Genomic DNA, 22448 nt, shown 5'->3' on the forward strand with positions numbered 1-22448 from the left:
TCACAGTAATCGTGCTTCTTTTATTGACAACAGAAAAGAATGAACCGTACGTTCCGGCCATGCTCTCGTCGCCCCCTTCCGAGACGTTCCCGGCCCATACGCCCGCCGCCGCCCAGATCTTCACCATCGTGCTCTCCCACGGCCCGCTCACCCGGGCGGAGATCGCACGGCGGGCCGCCCTGTCTCCCGCCGCGGTGACCAAGGCCGTCCGGCCTCTGATCGAGACGGGATACCTGATCGAGGACGTCGACGAGGAGCACCGGCGGGCGCTCGGCCGCCCCGCCAACCCGGTGCGGGTCGACGGCGACCGTGCGTTGTTCATCGGGGTCAAGGTGACGGGCGACGAGATCATCGCCGTGCTGACGGATCTGTGCTGCCGCATCAGGGTCGCCCGCCACACCCCGCTCGGCGACCGGCGCCCCGGGGGAGTGCTCGCCACCCTCAGCGGCCTCGTCCTCGAACTGCTCACCGACGCCGAAGGGTTCGGGGTACCGGTCAGGGGCGTGGGAGTCGCCGTCTCCGGCGAGGTGGACCGCGCGGAGGGCATGGTGCGGTACTCCCCGTTTCTCGACTGGCGTGACGTGCCGCTCGCGAACCTCGCCGCCATGACCGTCGGGCTGCCGGTCACCGTCGACAACGACGTCCGCGCGCTCACCGTCGCCGAGCAGTGGTTCGGCGCGGGCGTGGGCCTGTCCGACTTCGCCCTGGTCACGGTGGGTGCCGGTATCGGCTGCGGTCTTGTCGTGGGTGGCCGGGTGGTGTCCGGCGCGCACGGTGTCGCCGGTGAGATCGGGCATCTCTCCCTCGACCCGGCGGGCCCGCGGTGCCACTGCGGCAACCGGGGCTGTGTGGAGGCCATCGCCTCCGACTCGGCGATCGTGCGCGACGTACGGGCGGAGACCGGGATCGACGTGGCCGACGCGGCCGAGGCTCTGGAACTCGCCCACCGCGGCGACCCCGGAGCCCGCGAGGTGTACGCGCGTGCGGGCGCGGCCATCGGACGGGCCATCGGGTCCGTGGTCAATCTGCTCGGACCCGAACGAGTGATCATCTCCGGCGAAGGACTCGCCGCCTACGACCTGTTCGCCGAGCGGATCAGGGAGACCTTCGCCGCCTCCGCCTTCGGCGCCGCCGCGCGCTGCGACGTCAGGACGCGTCCGCTGCCCTTCGAGGAGTGGGCACGTGGCGCGGCGGCCACCGCCATCCAGTCCTTCATCAGATCGGACACGCCCAAGGAGCAGTGACGCGGACCGCCGAGGCCCGTCCGTTCCACCCCGCCGCCCAGGACGCGCGATTCGGCGCGCCCGCAACCGGACCAGCACCGCACCCGCGAACCCGTACGTCCTTCACCGACCCGGAGGTCACAGTCATGCGGTTGTCCCCCTACCGAGCCCGCCGCACCGGCAGAGCTCTGCTCGTCCTCGCCCTGACCGCCGGCCTCGCGGCGCTCACCCCCGCCGCCACGGCCACCCCGGCCGCGGACGCCGCCCCGGCGCCGACGGACCGGCCGTACATGGGCTGGACGAGCTGGAGCATGCAGTCGTCCAGGTATCCGGGGCTCAACCCGGACGGCGACTACAGCTATCTGACCGAGAAGAACGTCCTGAAGCAGGCCGACGCCCTCGCCGCCAAGCTCAGGCCGTACGGCTACGAGTACGTCAACATCGACGCCGGCTGGTGGCGGGACATGAGTTGGAAGCCCCGCTTCGACGGATACGGCAGACAGGCCGCCGACCCCGGGCGCTTCCCCCGCGGAATGAAGGCCGTCGCCGACGACCTCCACGCCAAGGGGCTCAAGGCCGGCATCTATCTGCCGGTCGGCCTGGAGAAGGAGGCGTACGGCGAGGGCCGGGTTCCCGTCTGGAACGCCGGGGACTGCACGACCGCCGACATCGTCCACGGCGACCTGCGCACCACCAACGGGTGGGACAGCGCGTACAAGATCGACTTCTCCCGGCCGTGTGCCCAGAAGTACATCGACTCCCAGGCCCGGTTGTTCGCCGACTGGGGCTACGACTTCCTCAAACTGGACGGTGTCGGTCCGGGCTCGTTCAAGAGCGGGGAGAACTACGACAACGTTGCCGATGTCGCCGCATGGCAGAAGGCGATCGCCGCCACCGGCCGGCCGATCCACCTCGAACTGTCCTGGTCCCTCGACATCGGCCATGCCGCCGACTGGAAGCGTTACTCCAACGGCTGGCGCGTCGACACCGACGTCGAGTGCTACTGCAACACGCTGGTCACCTGGGAGAACTCCGTCGAGGACCGGTGGGACGACACCCCCGCCTGGACCCGCCACGCCGGCCCCGGCGGCTGGAACGACCTGGACTCCCTCAACGTCGGCAACGGCGAGATGGACGGGCTCACCAAGGCCGAACGGCAGAGCTACGCCACCCTGTGGGCCGTCGCCAAGTCGCCCCTCTACACCGGTGACGACCTGACGCGCCTCGACTCCTACGGGCTCTCCCTGCTCACCAACAAGGAGGTCATCGCGGTCAACCAGGGCGCCACCCCGCCCGCCAGGCCCCTCACCCCCTCCGACGACCAGCAGGTCTGGGCGGCCGAGAACCCCGACGGCAGCTTCACCGTCGCCCTGTTCAACCTCGGGAACGCGCCCGCGTCCGTGACCGCCGACTGGTCCACCCTCGGCTTCTCCGGCAAGGCGAAGGTCCGCGACCTGTGGAACCACGAGAACCTCGGCACGTACACGGACAAGGTCACGCAGGCGCTGCCCACGCACGGCTCGCGGCTGTTCACCGTCACCCAGCAGGGCCCGGCACTGGCCAAGACGGCCTACGAGGCGGAGTCGGGGACCAACACCCTCAGCGGCAACGCCTCGGTGGCCGGCTGCGGGGCCTGCTCCGGAGGCAAGAAGGTCGGCAACCTCTACGTCGGCGGGAAGCTCACGGTGAACGGCGTCTCGGTCGCGAAGGCGGGACGGTACGTCGTCGACATCGCCTACGTCAGCGGCGACGCGCGGTCCGTGCGGATCTCCGCCAACGGCGGCGGTGCCACCAGCCACAAGTTCCCCTCCACCGGCGACTGGGGGACCGTCGAGACGGTGAGCGTGCCGCTCAACCTGAAGGCCGGCGCCAACACCATCACCTTCGACAGCGGCGACGGCTACGCCCCGGACATCGACCGGGTCGACGTACCGAACCTGTCCTGACGGCCGATTCGCAAGGGAGCGCATCCATGGACACCCCACGCCCCGATTCGCCGCGACCCCTCCCCGGCCGACGCGGCCTTCTCTCCTTCGCCGCCGCTTCCGGAGCCCTCGCCGCCCTGGGCGGGCCCGCATTCACCGCCTCCGCCGCACCCGCGAGACCCGCCGACTCCCCGATGCTGCCCAAGGGCACCTCCACCGAACTGTGGTGGCAGGCACCCGCCGACGACGGCTCGATGATCACCCAGGGCCTCCCGGTCGGCAACGGCCGCCTCGGGGCGCTCGTGAGCAACGACCCGGGCCGGGAACGGCTGTTCATCACCGACGCCACCATGTGGACCGGGGAACGCAACGGCACCCTCGACAACGACGGCCAGTTCCCCTACGCCCGCGACAACTTCGGCTCGTTCACCCTGCTGGGCAAGCTGACCGTCGACATACCCGACCACGACCTCTCGGCCGTCTCCGGCTACCGGCGCGCCCTCGACCTCCGTCAGGGCCTGGTCACCGCCTCCTACGTGCGCTCCGGTGTGACGTACCGGCGGCAGGTGTTCGCCAGCGCCCCCGACGACGTCATCGTCCTGCACTTGACCCAGGACGGCGGCGGGCGCTACACCGGTGACATCAGCCTGGAGGGCACCCACGGTGAGACCACCACGGGTGTACCGGCGGGCCGTTACGCCTCCTTCGGCGCGCAGTTGCCCAACCGGCTGCGGTACGGGGCGGCCGTCACCGCGTACGGCAGCGGGGGAACCGTCGCCGTCGACGGGGCGCGGATCTCCTTCCGGAACTGCGGGAGCGTCACGGTGATCGTCACCGGCGGCACCGACTACGCGCCCGACGCGGCCAAGGACTACCGCGATCCGTCGCTCGACCCCCGAAAGCTCGCGCGCACCAAGGTCCTCGGCGCCGCCGGGCACTCCGCGACCACCCTGCTGCACACCCATGTCGCCGACCACCGGAGGCTGTTCGAGCGCATGGACGTGTCGCTCGGCACCTCCACCGCGCCGCAACGGGGCATGGACACCTGGGAGCGGATCAGGGCACGCCACACGGATGACACGCCCGATCCCGAACTGGAGGCGTCCTACCTCCAGTTCGGTCGCTACCTCATGATCGCCGGCTCACGCGGCAGTCTGCCGCTGAACCTCCAGGGCCTGTGGCTGGACGGCAACGACCCCGACTGGATGGGCGATTACCACACCGACATCAACCTCCAGATGAACTACTGGATGGCCGACCGGGCCGCCCTGTCCGACTGTTTCGACGCCTTCACCGACTACTGCCTGGCCCAGTTGCCCTCGTGGACCGAACTCACCCGCACCCACTTCAACGACCCCCGCAACCGCTACCGCAACTCCACCGGGAGGATCGCCGGCTGGACCGTCGGCATCTCCACCAACATCCACGGCGGCATGGGCTGGTGGTGGCACCCGGCCGGCAACGCCTGGCTGTGCAACTCCCTCTACGAACACTACGAGTTCACCCAGGACCGCGCCCACCTCGCCCGTATCCACCCGATGCTCAAGGGCGCCTGTGAGTTCTGGGAGGCGAGGCTGCTGACGACGACCGTCACGGACCCGGTCACCGGCGGGGAACGGGAGGTCCTCGTCGCCGACAGTGACTGGTCGCCCGAGCACGGCCCGCTCGACGCCAAGGGCATCACGTACGCCCAGGAACTGGTCTGGTCACTGTTCGCCAACTACCGCAAGGCATGTGAGGTGTTGGGCAAGGACAGTGCGTACGCCCGGACCGTCGCCGGCCTGCAGAGACGGCTCTACCTGCCTCAGGTGAGCCCGAAGACGGGCTGGCTGGAGGAGTGGATGTCCCCCGACAACCTGGGGGAGAGCACCCACCGGCACCTTTCCCCACTCGTCCAGTTGTTCCCCGGCGACCGGATCCGCCCGGACGGATCAACGCCCGAAGAGATCGTCGAGGGCGCGACGGCGCTGCTCACCGCGCGCGGCATGGAGAGCTTCGGCTGGGCGAACGCCTGGCGCAGTCTGTGCTGGGCCCGTCTGAAGGACGCCGAGAAGGCCTACCAGCTCGTCGTGAACAACCTGCGGCCCTCCGCCGACGGCAGCAACGGCACCGCGCCCAACCTGTTCGACATCTACCAGGTCGAGCAGGGCCGCGGCATCTTCCAGATCGACGCCAACTTCGGCACGCCCGCCGCGATGATCGAGATGCTCGTGTACTCACGCCCCGGCCATGTCGAACTGCTGCCCGCGCTGCCCGACGCCTGGGCCGCGTCCGGATCGATCACGGGAGTGGGCGTACGCGGCGGCTTCACCGTGGATCTGAGCTGGAAGGACGGCAGGCCGACCGAGGCCACGGTGACGAGTGTCGGAGGCCGCACGACCACGCTGGCGTACGGGGCGAGGAGACGGGAACTCACCCTGTCACCCGGCCGGTCCGTGACGCTGCGCGACCTGGGGCGGTGAAGCGGTGCGTCGACACACCGTCCGCCTCCCGGGCTTGCTTCGGCGACTCGCCCTTCCGGTCGTCGCATGGACCGCTGCCGCACAGCTGCTGACGGCGTCGGCCACGGCAGCCCATGCCACGACTCCCGCCCATGCCACGACTCCCGCGCATGCCTCGGCGCACGAGACAGTCACCTGGGGTGCGAGCGCCGACCGAATGGGCGAGGCCGGCTCGAACCGCGGATACCGGCTCGTCGTACGGACCAGCGCAGGCGGCACCCACCTGCGCGTCCGCCTGTCCAACGCCTTCGGCGACCGGCCCCTGACCCTCGGCCGGGCATACGCGGGCGTGCAGAAGGAGGGCGCCGCCCTGGTCCGGGGGAGCAACCGGCCGCTGACGTTCGGCGGGGAGCGGTCCGTCACCGTACCCGCCGGTGAGACCGTGCTCAGTGATCCGCTGCCCGGACGGCTGCCGGCGGCGACCTCGCTGGTGGTCAGCCTGTACGCGGCCGAGGCCGGCGGCCCGGCCACGGGTCACGGCATGGCGATGCGGACGTCCTACACGAGCGCGGGCGACCACGTGGCGGAGGAGGGCGCGGCCAACTGGACCGGGACCACCGGCTCCTGGTTCTACCTGGACGCCGTCACCGTACGGACGGGCCCGGACGTCGGTGCGGTCGTCGCCCTGGGCGACTCCATCACCGACGGCTGGCAGTCCACCGCCGATCACGACCGCCGCTGGCCCGACTACCTGGCCCGCCGCCTTCGGGCCGCCGACGACACCGACATCGAGGGGGTGGCCAACGAGGGGATCTCCGGCAACAAGGTCCTCGCCGACGGAGCCGGGCAGAGCGCCCTCAACAGGTTGCGACGGGACGTGCTCTCCCACCCGGGCGTACGCACGGTCCTTCTCTTCGAGGGCGTCAACGACATCAAGGCCCACACCGGTGTCACGGCCGAGGACCTGATCGGCGGCTACCGCCGGATCATCGACCGTGCGCACACGGCCGGCATGTGTGTCGTCGGGGCGACGGTCGGGCCTTTCAAGGGCTGGTCCGAGTGGGACGCGGCGGCCGAGGCGGTCCGGCGGGAGGTCAACGAATTCATCCGCACCGGCGGCGAGTTCGACGCCGTGGCCGACTTCGACCACATCCTGCGCAGCCCCTACGACCACGAGCGGATCCTGCCGTTCTTCGACAACGGCGATCACCTCCACCCCAACGACACCGGTATGCAGGCGATGGCCGACGCGGTGCGGCTGCGAGACCTCTCCTGCGATCGCGGCGCCCCCTGACCGCGACGAGCCCGCCCGCGTTCACCTCGACGCGGGCGGGCCCGTCCGCCGCCGTCTACAGCGGCGCCGGGGAAGAAGCCCCCGCGATCAGCAGGCGGGGGCTGCCCGTGCCGTTCGCGGGTACGGTCCACAGGTCGCTGCTGCCGACCTTGCCGTCGGTGGGGAGGGCGTAGGCGACGGTGTTGTTGTCGAGCCAGGTGGCCTGGTCGTCGACGCTGTGGCGTTCGGCGAGCGCCGTCCCCTTCAGGGTGCCCAGGTCGAGGACGTACTCGTGCCAGAGGGCGGTACGGGACAGGACCCGCTTCTTGAAGGCGACGCGCGTCCCGTCCGGGGAGAGCGAGGGGCACTCCACGTTCTCCAGCAGGGTGGTGACCTTGTGCTCGGACAGCGAACCGCGGACCAGGTAGGTCTTGCTGCCTGTGTTGAGGGTGGCGTAGAAGGTGTCGTCGTCGGAGGCGAAGGTGACACCCCAGAAGTTGACGTCCGAGGCGCGGTAGGGCTTGCCGTCGAGGACGATGGAGAACGTCTCCAGGCTGGGCGTCAGCTTCATCGTGCGGGTGTCCAGGATCGACGTCCGGGTGGAGAAGAAGGCGGACGCGTAGGACTCGCCGGAGACGAAGACGGTCCAGGCGACGAAGCGGCCACTGGGCGAGACCCGGGCCCGGCTCGGAGCGCCCGCGAGCGGATAGGTGCGCAGGGTGCGGAGGTTCGCGTCCAGGAGGAGGGCGCGGTTGCTCTGCTTGAGGACACCGGGGACGGACTGGAGGCAGACGCCGGTGCCGGCCGCCGCGTAGAAGCGCGCGCACTTCAGGTCGGAGGCGGTCCGGCCGGCCCCGGGGTCGGTGGACGGGACCGAGGCGACCGCGGTGCGATGCGGGCCGGAGGCGGCGTTGACGAACGTCAGGCGGCTCTTCTGGTCGAGCGTCAGCCTGCCCGTGCTGACGGAGGGACCGCCCGGCTGCGCCCGGTTCGCCCGGTCCGCGCGGTCGGCGGCGTGCAGGACCACGCCGGTTGCCACGCCCGCGAGGATCAGCACCCCCGTGACGAGTATGAGCAGGCGGCGGCGCAGCGATGTCATGGGGATCCCTGGGGCGTGGTGACTGTGGTGGTCATCGGGTTTCACCGCTCGGCCGCAGCAACATGCCCGCGACGGCCGCGCAGCACAGCAGACCGACCGCCGATCCGGCCAGTGCCGGGCCGTCGCCCCACACCGTCCAGGCGGCGCCGAAGGCCAGCGAGCAGCAGAACCGGGCCAGCGCCTGGCTCGTCCCGACGATGGCGAGGCCGCTGGCGCGCAGTTGCTCGGGCACGATGTCGGCCAGGGCGGCCGGGAGTACGCCGTCGGTGGCCGCGTAGAACACGCCGTGCAGGGCGAGGACGAGGAAGGGCAGGGCCGGCGTGGCCGGGGCCCACAGCAGGAGGGCGTAGGCGGTGAGCAGACTGGCGTGCCCGGCGAGGAACACGGTGCGCCGCCCGATCCGGTCGGCCAGTGTGCCGAGGGGCACGGCCAGCAGCAGGAACACCGCGGCGGTGCCCAGCGGCAGCAGCGGGAACCACTCGTCGGCGATGCCCGCACGCCGTTGGAGGAGGAGATAGACGAAGGCGTCGCTGACCGTCGTCAGGCCGAGCAGCGCGGCGCAGATCGCGAGTGCCCGCAGCCGCGGCAGCCGCAGCAGCGCCAGCGCTTCGCGTACGCGCACGGGCGGCTTGGTGTCCGTCGCGCCCGTTTCGTCCGGCCGTGCGCCCTGCCGTCTGCCCGGTACGAACAGCACCAGCACCAGCACGCCGAGCACGGCGACGCACGCGCTCACGCCGAACACGGCGTCGTAACCGTCGGTCGCCGCGCGCAGGATGAAGAAGGCGGCCAGTGGGCCGAGCATCGCGCCCGTGGTGTCCATCGCCCGGTGCACGCCGAAGGCGCGGCCCTGTCTCTCGGACGGTGTGGACAGGGAGATCATCGCGTCGCGCGGCGCGGTGCGCAGGCCCTTGCCGGTCCGGTCCAGGGCGAGGACCGTGCCGAGCGCGCCGATGCTGCTCACGAGCAGGAGCAGCGGCTTGCACAGCGCGGACAGGCCGTACCCGAGCCCGGCCATCAGCTTGTGGTTGCGCACCCGGTCGGCGAGGTGGCCGCCGGTGAGCTGCACCAGCGCGCTGACGCCGTTGTAGACACCGTCGAGGGTGCCGAACACCAGCGGGGTGAAACCGAGCGTGGTGACGAGGTAGAGCGGCAGAACGGCGGTGACCATCTCCGAGGAGATGTCGGTTATCAGACTGACCGAGCCCAGCACGAGCACGACCGGGGCGACCTTGTGCCCCGGGCCGCGTCTTCGGCCCTGTTCGGTGTCCGCCTGTCCGGGGGCGGAACGGTCGGTGAGATACATGATCGGGAACTCCAGGTGCGGTGCGATCAGTTCTGCCGGCTGCTCTCGTCCCGTAGCCAGGTACCGAAGTCCTGAGCCCGGATGGCCTTTCTGGATGCCCGCCGGGCGGCGACCGCCGCCGCGAGGAAGACTACGACACTCGGCAGGAGCTTCGGATCCCTGCGGACCAGGGCTTTCAGATCCGCCACGCTCGTGCGTGCCGAGGCGTCCTCCGGCCCCTGATGCTGCTCCACCTGGGCGGTGGACACGGCGGCCCGGACCCGCCGTCTCATCAGATCCCGCCAGGTGCGCGGCGGGTGGACCACGACACCGGCCCCGCCGACCACGAGCCGCTCCCCAGGAGCGAACGCCAGGGACGCGGCCAGGTCGTCCGCCATCAGCGGGGGCAGCACGGCGATCCGGGCGTGCCCGGCCTTGGAGAGCGCGATGACGCCCCGGCCGAACAGCCCTTCGCGTACGGCGGGGAGGCGCTGCCACACCCGGTAGTAGGCGCGCACCCGCCAGCCGCAGCCGGTCAGCGGGATCCGCCGCTCGGGGGCGGTGGCCAGGATGCCCGAGGTGTCGTCGTTCAGCGGCTCGACCAGTGCCCGTACGTCCGCGCCCGTGATCACGACGTCGGCGTCCACGTAGAGGCGGGGGAAGCCACGCGCGTGGTCGTCTCCCGCGCGCAGGGCGGCGTGCTTCGAGGGGGTGGGGATCTCGACCACGCGGACGCGCGGTCCGCGGGCGGCGGCGATCCGCGCGGTGTCGTCCGTACAACCGTTGCATACGACCACGATGTCGGTCTCGCCGTCGGCGGAGTCCGCGGAGTCGGCGGAGTCGACCATCAGCGAATCGAGGAGTCGGCCGATGACTTGCGCCTCGTTGTGGGCCGGGATCACGATGCTCGTCACGTGGGCAGTATGCCGTCAGTGTCACTAATGCGATGTGTGTTTCGTTCAACCGTTCCCGTCATTGCGTTCTGTGGTCTAGATTGAGTGCCGCCGGACCGGTTTGGGTGGGGAACTGTCCTTGACTTGATGTCATGGTGCGGCTTTTTGCACGAATTTGAACTTGCAGGAAATGCATGCTGGGGGGCATGAAGCGGTTGGGGAACCGCTGACGCTCCCTGGCTTTCCAGTGTCGCTGTGTGGAGGGCACTTCGATCGGGGGGTAGCCGCGCATGTGGTGGGGGGAGCATGGCCATTGAGGTCACGCATGAGCAACCGGTTGTGGAACGCAGGACTCCGGAAGCTCGCCGAAGACGTTGGGATCGCAAATACCGGATCGCCCTGTTGGTCGCGGACGGCTTCGCGGCCGTCGCCGCGGCCTTCCTGATCCACGCGGTGTACGGCCGCTGGGCGGTGGCCCTGGTGCTGCCCCCGATGTGGATCGTGGTCATGGTCGCCCATCGTTCCTACGACCGCACCGCTCTGGGTCTGGGAACCGAGGAGTATCGACGGGTGCTCCGCGGCGCCCTTGTGCTGCCGGCGCTGGCCGCGGGCACGCACTATCTGGTCGCGCACGACGAGGGACTTCTTCATGACATGATCATGGCCACAGTGCCGGCTGTCGTGATCGCCCTCCCCGGCCGTTACGCGCTCCGCCGCCGACTGCACCGAAGATGGGCCCGCGGCCGGGACCGGAGCACGACGCTCCTGGTCGGGCCGTCACGCGGCATCGTGGAACTGGTCGCCGTACTCCGCCGAGGCGGCACACAGGAACTGCACGTCGCCGGAGTCTGCCTGAGCGATCCGAAGAACCGGTCGGAGATCCACAAGCTGGGACTCCCCGTACTCGGCGGCGTCGGCGACATGGACGACGTGGTCCGGGTCATGGGCATCAGCACCGTGGTGGCAGTGCCGATCCCCGAGGCCGATGCCTCCGTCCTGCGCCGGATGTCCTGGACAGCGGCCGTGCAGGGCGTCGACTTCCTGTTGGCCCCCGTACTGACCGACGTGTCCGCCTCCCGGCTGGCGGTACGCCCCACCAACGGGGTGCCGCTGGTCCGGATACAGGCCCCGAACCTCACCCGGATCTCCCGGCTGCCCAAGGAACTGCTCGACCGGTCGCTCGCGGCGGCGCTCCTGGCGTTCCTCGCGCTGCCCATGCTGCTGATCGCCCTGATCGTCCGGCTGGACAGCTCCGGGCAGACGCTGTTCAGGCAGCAGCGGGTGGGCCGGTACGGCGACCACTTCACCATGTTCAAGTTCCGCACCATGCGGCCGGACTCGGAGGCCCTCCGGGCGGAGCTGGAGCACCTCAACGAGAACAGCGACGGTCTGCTGTTCAAGGTGAAGGAGGACCCGCGGATCACCCGGGTCGGCTCGGTGCTGCGCCGCACGTCGCTCGACGAACTGCCGCAGCTGATCAACGTGATCAGCGGCCACATGTCGCTCGTCGGCCCTCGTCCGCCGCTGCCCGAGGAGGTGGAGGAGTACACGCCGGAGGTCAAGCGCCGCCTGCTCGTCAAGCCCGGCCTCACCGGGCTGTGGCAGGTCAGCGGACGCTCCGACCTGCCCTGGGACGAGGCCGTCCGGCTCGATCTCGGATACGTGGACAACTGGTCGATGGGTCTCGACCTGGAGATCCTGGCGCGCACCGGGTCCGCGGTGGTGCGCGGAACGGGGGCCTACTGATGGACCGACGGAAGAGGAACCAAGTGACGCAGGGCGCACAACCGTTGGGGATCGCGGTCGTCGGGGCCGGCTACTGGGGTCCCAACCTCGTACGCAACTTCCAGGCCAGCGAGCAGTTCAGGCTGCGCTGGCTGTGCGACCTCGACGTGGACCGGGCCCAGCGGGTCCTCGGCGGCTACTCGACCGTCCAGGCCACCTCGGACTACGCGGCCGTCCTCGCCGATCCGACCGTCGACGCCATCGCCGTGGCCACGCCCGCCGGGACCCACCTCGACATCGCGCTGGCCGCCCTGCGCGCCGGCAAGCACGTCCTCGTGGAGAAGCCGCTCGCGTCGACCTACGCCGACGGGATGCGCCTGGTGACCGAGGCGGAGGAGCGTGGGCTCACCCTGATGTGCGACCACACCTACTGCTACACGCCCGCCGTGGGCCGCATCCGGGAGCTGGTCCGTTCCGGGGAACTCGGCGAGATCCACTTCGTCGACTCGGTCCGGATCAACCTCGGGCTCGTCCAGAAGGACATCGACGTCATGTGGGACCTCGCCCCGCACGACCTGTCGATCCTGGACTTCATCCTCCCGGACAACGTCGAGCCGGTCGCGGTCGCCGCCCACGGGGCCGACCCGATCGGCGCGGGACAGGCCTGCGTGGCCTATCTGACGCTTCAGCTCAACACGGGGGCCATCGCCCACGTGCACGTCAACTGGCTGTCGCCGACCAAGGTCCGCACCACCATGGTGGGCGGCGCCAAACGGACCCTGGTCTGGGACGACCTCAACCCCCTCCAGCGCGTGGCCGTCTACGACCGGGGAGTGGACCTCGCCGCGCCGCAGGAGATCGGCGCCGACGAGCGCCGGGACATGCTCGTGTCCTACCGCTCCGGAGACATGGTCGCGCCCGCCATCGGCGAGAAGGAGGCGCTGCGCAGCATGGTCGACGAGTTCGGCGACGCGATCAGACAGCGCCGGGCGCCGCTGACCGACGGCCGGGCCGGCCTGCGGGTGCTCGACATTCTCGAGGCGGCGTCCCGGAGTCTGGAATTCAAGGGCGCGGTCGTCGGTCTGCGTGCCGGACGTTGACGTTCCCATTCACTGAGAGGGCAGGGCAGTTGAGCAGCGTACGAGGCAAGAAGATCCTGGTCACCGGGGGAGCGGGCACCATCGGCTCCAATCTCGTCGACCTCCTGGCCGAGGGCGGCGCCCGCGAGATCGTGGTGCTGGACAACTTCGTGCGCGGACGGCGGGCCAACCTCGCCAAGGCCATGCCCAGCGGCGTCGTCGAGGTCGTCGAGGGCGACATCCGGGACGCCGCCACCGTACGGAAGGTCACCGAGGGCGCCGACCTGGTGTTCCACCTCGCCGCGATACGCATCACCCAGTGCGCGCAGGAACCCCGGCTGGCCAACGAGGTCATGGTCGACGGCACCTTCAACGTCCTGGAGGCGGCGGCCGAGGCCGGGGTGGGCAAGGTGATCGCCTCGTCCTCGGCGTCCGTCTACGGCATGGCCGAGACCTTCCCGACGACCGAGCGCCACCACGCGTACAACAACGACACGTTCTACGGCGCGGCGAAGGCCTTCAACGAGGGCATGCTGCGCAGCTTCCACGCCATGTACGGACTGGACTACGTGGCGCTGCGCTACTTCAACGTCTACGGCCCCCGGATGGACATCCACGGCCTCTACACCGAGGTGCTCATCCGCTGGATGGAGCGCATCGAGGCGGGCGAGCCGCCGCTGATCCTCGGCGACGGCACCCAGACCATGGACTTCGTCGACGTCCGGGACATCGCCAGAGCCAATGTGCTGGCCGCCGAGTCGGACCTCACCGACGAGGTGTTCAACGTCGCCAGCGGTACGGAGACCTCGCTGCGCGAACTCGCCGACGGTCTGCTGGAGGCCATGGGCGCGTCCGGCCTGGAGCCGGAGCACGGGCCCGCCCGCGCGGTGAACGGCGTGGTCCGGCGGCTCGCCGACACCACCCAGGCCGCCGAGCGGCTCGGCTTCACGGCGCGGATCGACCTGCGTACGGGGCTCAGGGACCTGGTGGAGTGGTGGCGTGCCGAGCGCGTCGCCGACGCCGCCGCAGCGGAGGCCGCGAAGTGAGCACCGACCGCATCCCGGTGATGATCCCCTGGCTCGGCGAGGAGGAGGCCAAGGCCGCCTCCGACGCCGTGCTGTCCGGGTGGGTCGCCCAGGGCCCCCGGGTCGCCGCCTTCGAACAGGCCTTCGCCGAGCGGGTGGGCGCCGAACACGGCATCGCCGTCAGCTCCTGCACCACCGCCCTGCACCTGGCGCTCGTCGCGCTCGGTCTCGGGCCCGGCGACGAGGTCGTGGTGCCCTCGCTGTCGTTCATCGCCACCGCCAACGCCGTGCGCTACGTCGGCGCCGAACCCGTGTTCGCCGATGTCGACCTCGCCACCGGCAACCTGACCCCGGCCACCGTGGACGCGGTCCGCACCCCCCGCACCAGGGCCGTCCTCGCCGTCCACCAGGGCGGCGTACCGGCCGAGGTGCACAGCCTGCGCGCCGCCTGCGCCGACTGGGACCTGCCCCTCGTCGAGGACGCGGCCTGCGCCATCGGCTCGACCGTCGGCGGCAAGCCCGTCGGACAGGGCGCGCTGATCGCCGCCTGGTCCTTCCACCCCCGCAAGCTCGTCACCACCGGCGAGGGCGGCATGATCACCACCGACGACGCCGAGTGGGCGGCACGCCTGCGCCGGCTGCGCGAGCACGGGATGAACGCCTCGGCCGCCGAACGCCATTCGAGCAGCAAGCCGGTCCTGGAGAGCTACCTCGAGGTCGGCTACAACTACCGGATGACGGACGTCCAGGCCGCGATCGGCCTGGTCCAGCTCGGCAAACTCGACGCGATGATCGCCCGCCGCCGCGAACTGGCGTCCCGCTACGACGTGTTGCTGCGGGACGTCCCCGGCCTCACCCCGGTACGCGACCCCGAGCACGGGCAGAGCAACTTCCAGTCCTACTGGGTGCTGCTGGACGAGGACTTCCCCGTCGGCCGGGACGACCTGCTCGCCGCGCTCGCCGAGGCCGGCGTCTCCGCCCGGCGCGGGATCATGGCCTCGCACCTCGAACCCGCCTACGAGGGCCACCCCAGCGCGCCGCTGCCGGTCACCGAGCGGATCAGCCGCGACTCGCTGATCCTGCCGCTGTTCCACACGCTGACCGAGGCCCAGCAGGACCGCGTCGTGGCGGCGCTGCGCGAACAGGCCCGAAGATGAGCGGACTCCTGATCATCGGCGCGGGCGGCTTCGCCCGGGAGACCGCACAGGCCGTACGGGACGCGGGTGACATAGAGATGCTCGGGCACCTCGACGACAACTCCGCCCTGCACGGTACCGAGGTGGACGGCGTGCCCGTACTCGGCGGCTGCGACCTGGTCCAGGACCTGCCCGGGGCGCGGGTCGTGATCTGTGTGGGCAACCCCCGGGACTACGCGGCCCGGGCCCGCCTGGTCCGCAGGCTCGGCCTGTCCACGGACCGCTACGCCACCGTGATCCACCCGACGGCGTCGGTGTCGGCGACCTCGGAGGTCGGCCCCGGCTCGGTGCTGCTCGCGCACTGCGTCCTGACCGCCGCCGTGCGGGTGGGCGCGCATGTCGCGGTGATGCCGCAGGCCGTCCTCACCCATGACGACGTGGTCGAGGACTTCGCCACGATCGCCTCCGGCGTCCGGCTGGGCGGGGGAGCGCGGCTGGAGCGGGGCGCCTATGTGGGCTCCGGGGCCCTGGTCAGGGAGGGCACGGTGGTCGGCGCCTGGTCGCTGGTCGGGATGGGCAGTGCCGTGCTCGGTGATGTGCCGCCGGGCGAGGTCTGGGTGGGGAGCCCGGCCCGGCGGTTGCGCGCGGCGGCGGCGCCCGCGCAGGACGAACTGTTGACACAGCAACTGGGGGGACCAGTCGCATGAACCAGATTCCGTTGGTGGACCTCAAGGCGGCCCACGAGGAGGTCGCCGACGAGGTACGGGCCGGATTCGAACGAGTCCTGGCCAACACCGCCTTCATCGGCGGCGACGAGGTGGGGGCCTTCGAGCGCGAGTACGCCGAGTTCGGCCGTGTCGCGCACTGCGTGGGCGTCGCCAACGGCACCGACGCGGTCGAACTCGCCCTGCGAGCGAGCGGGGTGGGGCCCGGCGACGAGGTCGTCATACCCGCCAACACCTTCATCGCCACCGCGGGCGCGGTGGCCCGGATCGGCGCGCGACCGGTCCTGGCCGACTGCCTGCCCGACACCTACCTGCTCGACCCGCAGGCCGCGCTGGACGCGGTCGGCCCGGCCACCCGCGCGGTGGTGCCGGTGCACCTGTACGGGCAGATGGCCGAGGTGACGGGGCTGGCCGGTCGGCTGCCCGACCACGTACGGGTCGTCGAGGACGCCGCCCAGTGCCAGGGCGCCACCCGCGACGGACGGTCGCCGGGCAACGGCGGGATCGCGGCGACCAGCTTCTACCCGGGCAAGAACCTGGGCGCCTACGGCGACGCGGGCGCGGTGCTCACCGACGACGAGGAGTCGGCCGGCCTGGTGCGCGCGATCGCCAACCACGGCGGCGTCGCCAAGTACCGCCACGACGTACCCGGGTTCAACAGCCGCCTGGACGGTCTGCAGGCCGTCGTCCTGCGGGCGAAGCTGGCCCGGCTGGCGGACGGCAACGCGTCCCGGCGGGCCGCCGCGGCCCGCTACGACACACTGCTCGCCGACCTGGCGTCCGCCGGGCGGCTCGTGCTCCCCACGACGGACGTCGGCAACGTCCACGTATGGCACCTGTACGTCGTCCAGGTCGCCGGCACCGACCGCGACGACGTCGTAGGCAAGCTCAACGCGGAAGGCATCGGCGCGGGCGTGCACTACCCCGCCCCCGTCCACCTCACCGAGGCATACCGACATCTCGGCCACGCCCGCGGCGACTTCCCCCACGCCGAGAAGGCGGCGGACCGCATCCTGTCGCTGCCGCTCTTCCCCCAAATAAGCCCCGATCAGCAGCAGCGCGTCGTGGACACGCTCGCCAGGGCGCTCCAAAGCTGACCGGCCCCCACATTCACGCTCCACCCCGACTGCATGGGTCGGCCCCTGCACAGTGCACAGCACCGCTGAGAGGTACACATGAACAGATGGAGCAGACGGATCCGGGGCGGGCGCCTCGCCGTCGTAGCAGCATTGATATGGGCGGTGCTCCCGCAGGCCCTGCCCGCACAGGCGGCATCCGATCCGTGCGGAACGGCTTCGAACGCGATCGTCTGCGAGAACTCCAAGTCGGGCAGCCCGATGTCCGACTGGTACGCGCCGAACGCCTACGGTGGCATCAAGGGGTTCTCCACCAAGGAGAGCGTCCAGGCCGGTGACACCGTCCAGTTCAAGATCCAGTCGCCGGTCTCGTACCACGTGGAGATCTACCGACTCGGCTGGTACGGCGGCGACGGCGCGCGCCTGATCTCGACCGCGGCCCAGGTGGCCGTGAACTATCCGGCCAACTACACCTCCAACCCCGCCAGTTGCACCACCAAGAGCAGCACCGGCCTGGTGGACTGCGGCAGCTGGCCCGTGACGGTGAACTGGACGGTGCCCAGCGACGCGGTGTCCGGCCTGTACATCGCGAACCTGACACAGAACGACGGCGACGGCCTCATGCCGTACCCGTTCGTCGTCCGCAAGGACTCCAGCACCTCCAACATCGTCGTGCAGACCAGCGACCAGACCTGGCAGGCCTACAACGACTACGGCGGCCAGGACCTCTACGGAGGCGCCGGCCCTGCGCCGGACGGCCGTGCCTACGAGGTCAGCTACAACCGGCCGCTGGACATCGGCGGTGACAACGGCATCTACGGCTCCGAGTTCATGATGCTGTCCTGGCTGGAGCGCAACGGCTACGACGTCAGCTATCTGTCGGGCGTGGACGTGTCGGCCAACGGCGCCACCCTGCTGCCGAAGCACAAGGTGTACCTGTCCTCCGGCCACGACGAGTACTGGACGCAGAGCCAGTACTCCAACGTCCTGGCGGCCAGGAAGGCCGGCGTCCGGCAGGCCTTCTTCAGCGGCAACGAGGTGTTCTGGAAGACCCGGCTCGCCGCGAGCAACGACGGCACGAGCACGGCGAACCGGACCCTGGTCTGCTACAAGATGACCAAGATGGCGCAGGGCAACGGCATCGCCGACCCCAGCGGCACCTGGACCGGCACCTGGATGGACCCGACCAGCACCTCCTACGGTCAGACCTACCAGCCGCCGAACATCCTCACCGGCTCCATGTTCCAGGTGAACGGCTCCCGCGACGACGCGATCACGGTCCCCGGCTCGTACGGCAGGAACCGGATCTGGCGCAACACCTCCATCGCCAACCTCACGTCGAGCCAGACGGCCACCTTCCCGACCGGCACGCTCGGCTACGAGTGGGACAGCGACCTCACCAACAGCACCAGACCCGCCGGTGCGATCGACGTGTCGTCCACGACAGTGGACATCACCGACGGCAAGTACCGCCTCGACTGGGGCAACATGTACGGCAACGGCACCGCGACGCACAGTCTCGTCGAGTTCCGCGACCAGGACTCCGGTGCACTGGTGTTCGGGTCGGGGACCGTGCAGTGGTCGTGGGGTCTCACCAACCTCCCCACCTATGACCCCGACGACGTGGTGGTCACCGAGGACGCCCGGATGCAGCAGGCGACGGTGAACATCCTCGCCGACATGGGCGTCCAGCCGCTGACCCTGCAGAGCAACCTCGTCTCCGCCACGGCCACCACCGACACCACCGGCCCGGCCGTCACCGTGACGAGCCCGGCCTCCGGGGTCACCGTCCCGGCACTGAAGCCGGTCACGATCAGTGGCACCGCCAGTGACTCCGGGGGCGTGGTGGCCCGCGTGGAGGTGTCCACCGACGGCGGAACGACCTGGAACGCCGCCACCGGACTGACGTCCTGGACCTACAGCTGGACACCGACTGCCCCGGGCACCGCGTCCGTCAAGGTCCGTGCCGTGGACGACAGCGTCAACATCGGCGCCGTCACCACCATCCCGGTGACCGTCGGCCCCCAGGCGTGCCCCTGCACCGTCTGGCCCGCCACCTCGGTGCCCGGCACCCTCAACGCGGGCGACAACGGTCCGCTGGAGCTCGGCGTCAAGGTCCGTACCACGGTGGCCGGTTCGATCACCGGTGTCCGCTTCTACAAGTCACCCGCCAACACCGGCACCCACACCGGCAGCCTGTGGAGCGCCTCCGGCACCCGCCTGGCCACCGGCACCTTCACCAACGAGACGGCCTCCGGCTGGCAGCAGCTGAACTTCGCCACCCCGGTGACCGTCAAGGCCAACACCACCTACGTCGCCTCGTACTTCGCCCCGAACGGCGGATACTCCTACGACGGCGGCTACTTCTCCAACAGCGCGGCCGGCCTGGCCCCGCTCACCGCACTCCAGTCGGGCACCGACGGCGGCAACGGCGTCTACCGCTACAGCTCGACCAGCGCCTTCCCGTCCTCGGCGTCCTCGGGCAGCAACTACTGGGTGGACGTGGTGCTGGACACCTCGACGGCCAGTACGACCCCGCCCGTCGTCACCTCGACCTCACCGACGTCGGGGGCGACCGGCGCGTCGATCACGGCACCGGTGTCGGCCGTCTTCGACCACGCCATCGACGCCGACACGCTGACGTTCACCGTGAAGGACCCGAACGGCAACACCGTGCCGGGGGCCATCACCCTCCCCGCGTCGAACAAGGCGACCTTCACCCCGTCGACGGAACTGGAACTGCACACCACGTACACCGCGTCCGTCCAGGCCGAGGACCTGTGGGGCAACGCCATGACCGCCCCGGTGACGTGGTCGTTCACCACCAGCTCCACCCCGCCCGCGGTCACCTGCCCCTGCACGCTGTGGACCACCAGCACCGTGCCGGCCAGGACCGCCGTCACCGACGACCCCAACTCCCTCGAACTGGGCACCAGGTTCCAGTCCTCGGCGAGCGGCTGGGTCACCGGTGTCACCTTCTACAAGGGCGCCACGAACACCGGCACCCACACCGGCAGCCTCTGGTCCGCCGACGGCACGCTCCTCGCCTCCGGCACCTTCACCACCGAGTCCGCCTCCGGCTGGCAGACGATGACCTTCGCGACCCCGGTGGCGATCAGCGCCGACACCGCGTACGTCGTCTCCTACCACGCGCCGAACGGCAACTACGCGGTCGACGGCGGCTACTTCGCGTCGGCCCACAAGTCCTATCCGCTGACCGCCACCGCCGACATCAGCACGGCCCACAACGGGCTGTACCGGTACGGCAGTGACGTGGCCTTCCCCAACGGTTCCTACGGATCCGCGAACTACTGGGTCGGTCCGGTCTTCACCGCCGACGACCCGTCCGCGTCACTGACGTCGGGCACTTCCTCGGAAGTTGGCACCTCCGCGCTGGCACACACCGCCGACGCGGCGAACCCCCTGGTCACCTCGCTGCCCAGCACCGCCAAGCTGTCCACGGTGAAGGCGACGGTGACCGTCCTGCCGGGTGCGAAGGCCGCTGCCGCCGGGAAGCTCAAGGCCAAGGCCGTCCTCTCCTACAACCGGGCCACCCACAAGGTGTCCGTCCATCTGTCCACCCCGCTGCCGGACGGCACGCGGTTCAGGATCACGGTCACGGCCCAGGACAAGCAGCACCACACGGTGACGTCCCGGGTCTGGACCCTCACCAGCAAGACCGTCCGCAAGAAGAACTGACCGATCACAACCCACCGGCGGTGGCCTCCCGCACACTCGCGGGAGGCCACCGCCGGGGATTGGCTTCCCCAACAGATGAGTACCGTCAGTGTTGTCATCCCCTGCTACAAGTACGGCCATTTCCTCGCCGACTGCGTGAGCAGTGTCCTGGACGAGCAGGACGGCGTTGACGTCCGGGTACTCATCATCGACGACGCCTCCCCCGACGACTCGGCGGAGACCGCTCTCAAGCTGGCCGCCGCCGACCCACGCATCCAGGTCCGCGTCCACGAAAGCAACAAGGGACACATCGCCACCTACAACGAGGGCCTCCTCGAGTGGGCCGACGGTGACTACGTCGCGCTCCTCTCCGCCGACGACCGGCTGGTCCCCGGCGCCCTGGTGCGCGCCGCCGCCCTGCTGGACGCCCATCCCGAGGCGGGGTTCGCCTACGGCCGTCCCCTGCGCTTCCAGCACGGCGGCCCGCTGCCCAAGGCCCGTACGCAGAGCACCGGTTCGGTCGTCTATCCCGGGCACTGGTGGCTGGAGCGCCGGTTCCGCGAAGGCACCGGCTGCATCACCTCGCCCGAGGTCGTCGTCCGCACCAGCCTGCAGCGCGAGGTGGGCGGCTACGACCCCGAACTTCCGCACGCCGGCGACATCGAGATGTGGATGCGGCTCGCCGCCCGCGCCGACGTCGGCTACATACGCGGCGCCGACCAGGCCTTCTACCGCGTCCACGGCAACAACATGTCCACCACCGACTTCGGCGGCCAGCTCGACGACCTCCGCCAACGCCTCGTCGCCTTCGACTCCGTCCTCGCCAAATGCGCCGACCAGCTCCCGCAGGCCGAGCGGCTGGCCGACACGGTGCACACCCGGCTCGCCCGCTATGCCCTGCGGCGCGCGTACCGCGCCTACGACCGGGGGCGCACCGACATCGTCCCGGTCGACGACCTCGTCGCCTTCGCCGCGGAGTGCCGCCCCGGTTTCACCGCCCTTCCCGAGTACCAGGCGCTGTACCGGCGCCAGCGCGTCGGTGCCGGGCTGATGCCGTACCTCCAGCCGCTGGTGTGGTCGGCAGTGGTCGATCGCGGGCGGGAGTGGCTGTGGTGGCAGTCCTGGAAGCGCCGCGGCATCTGATGCGCGAACGCTCCGTTCAGTACGCGGTGACGGTGCCCGGCTCAGTTGGCCACGGGTACCGTACTCGCGCGGCGGCGCGGGTCCGGCGAGGCGTCCTTCCTGCTCCTGCGGCGCAGTGCGTACCGGTCGAACCACAGCGCGCTCAGGAGCGCGGCGGTGACGCCCAGCAGTGCCGTACCGGCCACCGCGCGGCTCTTGGTGCCCAGCACCTGGGCGGCGCTCGGGGCGACCAGGACGGAGGCGTTGATGCGCGCCGCCGCCGAGATCCCCTGCGCCTCCTGGACGTCCGCCACATGCCCCGAGTACACGTCGATGATCCTGCGGACCGCCGTGTCGGCCTCGACCGGGTCGGACGCCCGCGCCTGGATCTGCAGCGACGGGATCAGATAGGCGGGCGTAGCGCTGGTGCCGCTGTTGCGCGGGATCAACTGGTACGTCCCGTGGACGCCCGCGGAACTCAGCTCCCTGCGCCCGGCAGGCGATTCGAGCTGCTGGATGACGCCGTACGAAAGCGTGGCGAGCGGCGGTTGCAGATTCGTCAGCTGGTTCGGCTGGTTCCCCGTCACCGGCGGCTTGAGGACGACCACCGCCGAACTCACATACCGCGGAGCGGGGCGGATCACCGGGTAGGCGCCGACGGCCGTCAGCAGGAGCGCGAGCACAAGCACGTACCAGCGGCGGAGCAGCGCTTCGGCGACGTCACGGGGCGACACGGGGATTCCTTC

At 70.5% G+C, this 22448-nt stretch carries 16 protein-coding genes; 12 read left to right on the forward strand and 4 right to left on the reverse strand.

Annotated elements, in window-relative coordinates; translation table 11 throughout:
* Positions 1-59 precede the first annotated feature (59 nt).
* The 4 genes from ACW4TU_RS40010 to ACW4TU_RS40025 all read left to right on the forward strand — a co-directional run bounded on the left by ACW4TU_RS40010 (position 60) and on the right by ACW4TU_RS40025 (position 6883).
* Positions 60-1244: an ROK family protein gene (locus ACW4TU_RS40010; protein WP_457421575.1), complete on the forward strand. Its 1185-nt coding sequence runs from the start codon at positions 60-62 to the stop codon at positions 1242-1244.
* Between the two features lie 125 nt (positions 1245-1369).
* Positions 1370-3169 carry an alpha-galactosidase D gene (locus tag ACW4TU_RS40015; RefSeq protein WP_457430557.1) on the forward strand — a complete coding sequence of 600 codons (1800 nt, stop codon included), beginning with the start codon at positions 1370-1372 and terminating at the stop codon, positions 3167-3169.
* A 26-nt stretch (positions 3170-3195) separates the two neighbouring features.
* Positions 3196-5610, forward strand: coding sequence for a glycoside hydrolase family 95 protein (locus ACW4TU_RS40020; protein WP_457421577.1), 2415 nt, complete (start codon positions 3196-3198; stop codon positions 5608-5610).
* 4 nt (positions 5611-5614) lie between these two features.
* Complete coding sequence (locus tag ACW4TU_RS40025) at positions 5615-6883, forward strand: SGNH/GDSL hydrolase family protein (RefSeq protein WP_457421579.1); 1269 nt, start codon at positions 5615-5617, stop codon at positions 6881-6883.
* Positions 6884-6938: 55 nt separating this feature from the next.
* Here ACW4TU_RS40025 and ACW4TU_RS40030 read toward each other — a convergent pair whose 3' ends face one another.
* The 3 genes from ACW4TU_RS40030 to ACW4TU_RS40040 are packed head-to-tail and all read right to left on the reverse strand — an operon-like array spanning position 6939 to position 10157.
* The gene (locus ACW4TU_RS40030) at positions 6939-7961 is read right to left on the reverse strand and encodes a TolB-like translocation protein (RefSeq protein WP_457421581.1); all 1023 of its coding nucleotides are present in this window, start codon (positions 7959-7961) and stop codon (positions 6939-6941) included.
* Positions 7962-7992: 31 nt separating this feature from the next.
* A complete protein-coding gene (locus tag ACW4TU_RS40035) occupies positions 7993-9264 on the reverse strand; it encodes an MFS transporter (RefSeq protein ID WP_457421583.1) in 1272 nt (423 codons plus the stop codon).
* A 26-nt stretch (positions 9265-9290) separates the two neighbouring features.
* A complete protein-coding gene (locus tag ACW4TU_RS40040) occupies positions 9291-10157 on the reverse strand; it encodes a glycosyltransferase family 2 protein (RefSeq protein ID WP_457421585.1) in 867 nt (288 codons plus the stop codon).
* A gap of 285 nt (positions 10158-10442) precedes the next feature.
* Here ACW4TU_RS40040 and ACW4TU_RS40045 point away from each other — a divergent pair, with 285 nt between their 5' ends.
* The 8 genes from ACW4TU_RS40045 (at position 10443) to ACW4TU_RS40080 (ending at position 21723) form a co-directional block, all read left to right on the forward strand.
* A complete protein-coding gene (locus ACW4TU_RS40045; RefSeq protein WP_457421587.1) occupies positions 10443-11882 on the forward strand; it encodes a sugar transferase in 1440 nt (479 codons plus the stop codon).
* A gap of 23 nt (positions 11883-11905) precedes the next feature.
* Positions 11906-12961, forward strand: a complete 1056-nt coding sequence (locus ACW4TU_RS40050; RefSeq protein WP_457421589.1) for a Gfo/Idh/MocA family protein — start codon at positions 11906-11908, stop codon at positions 12959-12961.
* Between the two features lie 29 nt (positions 12962-12990).
* Positions 12991-13986 (forward strand): NAD-dependent epimerase/dehydratase family protein, encoded by a 996-nt coding sequence (locus ACW4TU_RS40055; RefSeq protein WP_457421591.1) that lies wholly within the window; start codon positions 12991-12993, stop codon positions 13984-13986.
* Positions 13983-15122, forward strand: a complete 1140-nt coding sequence (locus tag ACW4TU_RS40060; RefSeq protein ID WP_457421593.1) for a DegT/DnrJ/EryC1/StrS family aminotransferase — start codon at positions 13983-13985, stop codon at positions 15120-15122. The genes ACW4TU_RS40055 and ACW4TU_RS40060 overlap by 4 nt, the downstream gene beginning before the upstream one ends.
* Positions 15119-15808 carry an acetyltransferase gene (locus ACW4TU_RS40065; RefSeq protein WP_457421595.1) on the forward strand — a complete coding sequence of 230 codons (690 nt, stop codon included), beginning with the start codon at positions 15119-15121 and terminating at the stop codon, positions 15806-15808. The genes ACW4TU_RS40060 and ACW4TU_RS40065 overlap by 4 nt, the downstream gene beginning before the upstream one ends.
* The gene (locus ACW4TU_RS40070) at positions 15805-16923 is read left to right on the forward strand and encodes a DegT/DnrJ/EryC1/StrS family aminotransferase (protein WP_457421597.1); all 1119 of its coding nucleotides are present in this window, start codon (positions 15805-15807) and stop codon (positions 16921-16923) included. The genes ACW4TU_RS40065 and ACW4TU_RS40070 overlap by 4 nt, the downstream gene beginning before the upstream one ends.
* 78 nt (positions 16924-17001) lie before the next feature.
* A complete protein-coding gene (locus ACW4TU_RS40075; protein WP_457421599.1) occupies positions 17002-20601 on the forward strand; it encodes a DUF4082 domain-containing protein in 3600 nt (1199 codons plus the stop codon).
* Between the two features lie 75 nt (positions 20602-20676).
* Positions 20677-21723 (forward strand): glycosyltransferase family 2 protein, encoded by a 1047-nt coding sequence (locus ACW4TU_RS40080; protein ID WP_457421601.1) that lies wholly within the window; start codon positions 20677-20679, stop codon positions 21721-21723.
* 41 nt (positions 21724-21764) lie between these two features.
* Here the strand turns inward: ACW4TU_RS40080 and ACW4TU_RS40085 are convergent, their stop codons facing one another.
* Positions 21765-22436, reverse strand: a complete 672-nt coding sequence (locus ACW4TU_RS40085; RefSeq protein WP_457421603.1) for a hypothetical protein — start codon at positions 22434-22436, stop codon at positions 21765-21767.
* Between the last annotated feature and the right edge of the window lie 12 nt (positions 22437-22448).

The organism is Streptomyces kryoterrae, assembly GCF_054072135.1.

Coding starts and splice junctions, on each gene's coding strand:
- ACW4TU_RS40010 (WP_457421575.1), top strand. CDS start 60: ATGCTCTCGTCGCCCCCTTCCGAGACGTTCCCGGCCCATACGCCCGCC.
- ACW4TU_RS40015 (WP_457430557.1), top strand. CDS start 1,370: ATGCGGTTGTCCCCCTACCGAGCCCGCCGCACCGGCAGAGCTCTGCTC.
- ACW4TU_RS40020 (WP_457421577.1), top strand. CDS start 3,196: ATGGACACCCCACGCCCCGATTCGCCGCGACCCCTCCCCGGCCGACGC.
- ACW4TU_RS40030 (WP_457421581.1), bottom strand. CDS start 7,961: ATGACATCGCTGCGCCGCCGCCTGCTCATACTCGTCACGGGGGTGCTG.
- ACW4TU_RS40035 (WP_457421583.1), bottom strand. CDS start 9,264: ATGTATCTCACCGACCGTTCCGCCCCCGGACAGGCGGACACCGAACAG.
- ACW4TU_RS40045 (WP_457421587.1), top strand. CDS start 10,443: ATGGCCATTGAGGTCACGCATGAGCAACCGGTTGTGGAACGCAGGACT.
- ACW4TU_RS40065 (WP_457421595.1), top strand. CDS start 15,119: ATGAGCGGACTCCTGATCATCGGCGCGGGCGGCTTCGCCCGGGAGACC.
- ACW4TU_RS40070 (WP_457421597.1), top strand. CDS start 15,805: ATGAACCAGATTCCGTTGGTGGACCTCAAGGCGGCCCACGAGGAGGTC.
- ACW4TU_RS40075 (WP_457421599.1), top strand. CDS start 17,002: ATGAACAGATGGAGCAGACGGATCCGGGGCGGGCGCCTCGCCGTCGTA.
- ACW4TU_RS40080 (WP_457421601.1), top strand. CDS start 20,677: ATGAGTACCGTCAGTGTTGTCATCCCCTGCTACAAGTACGGCCATTTC.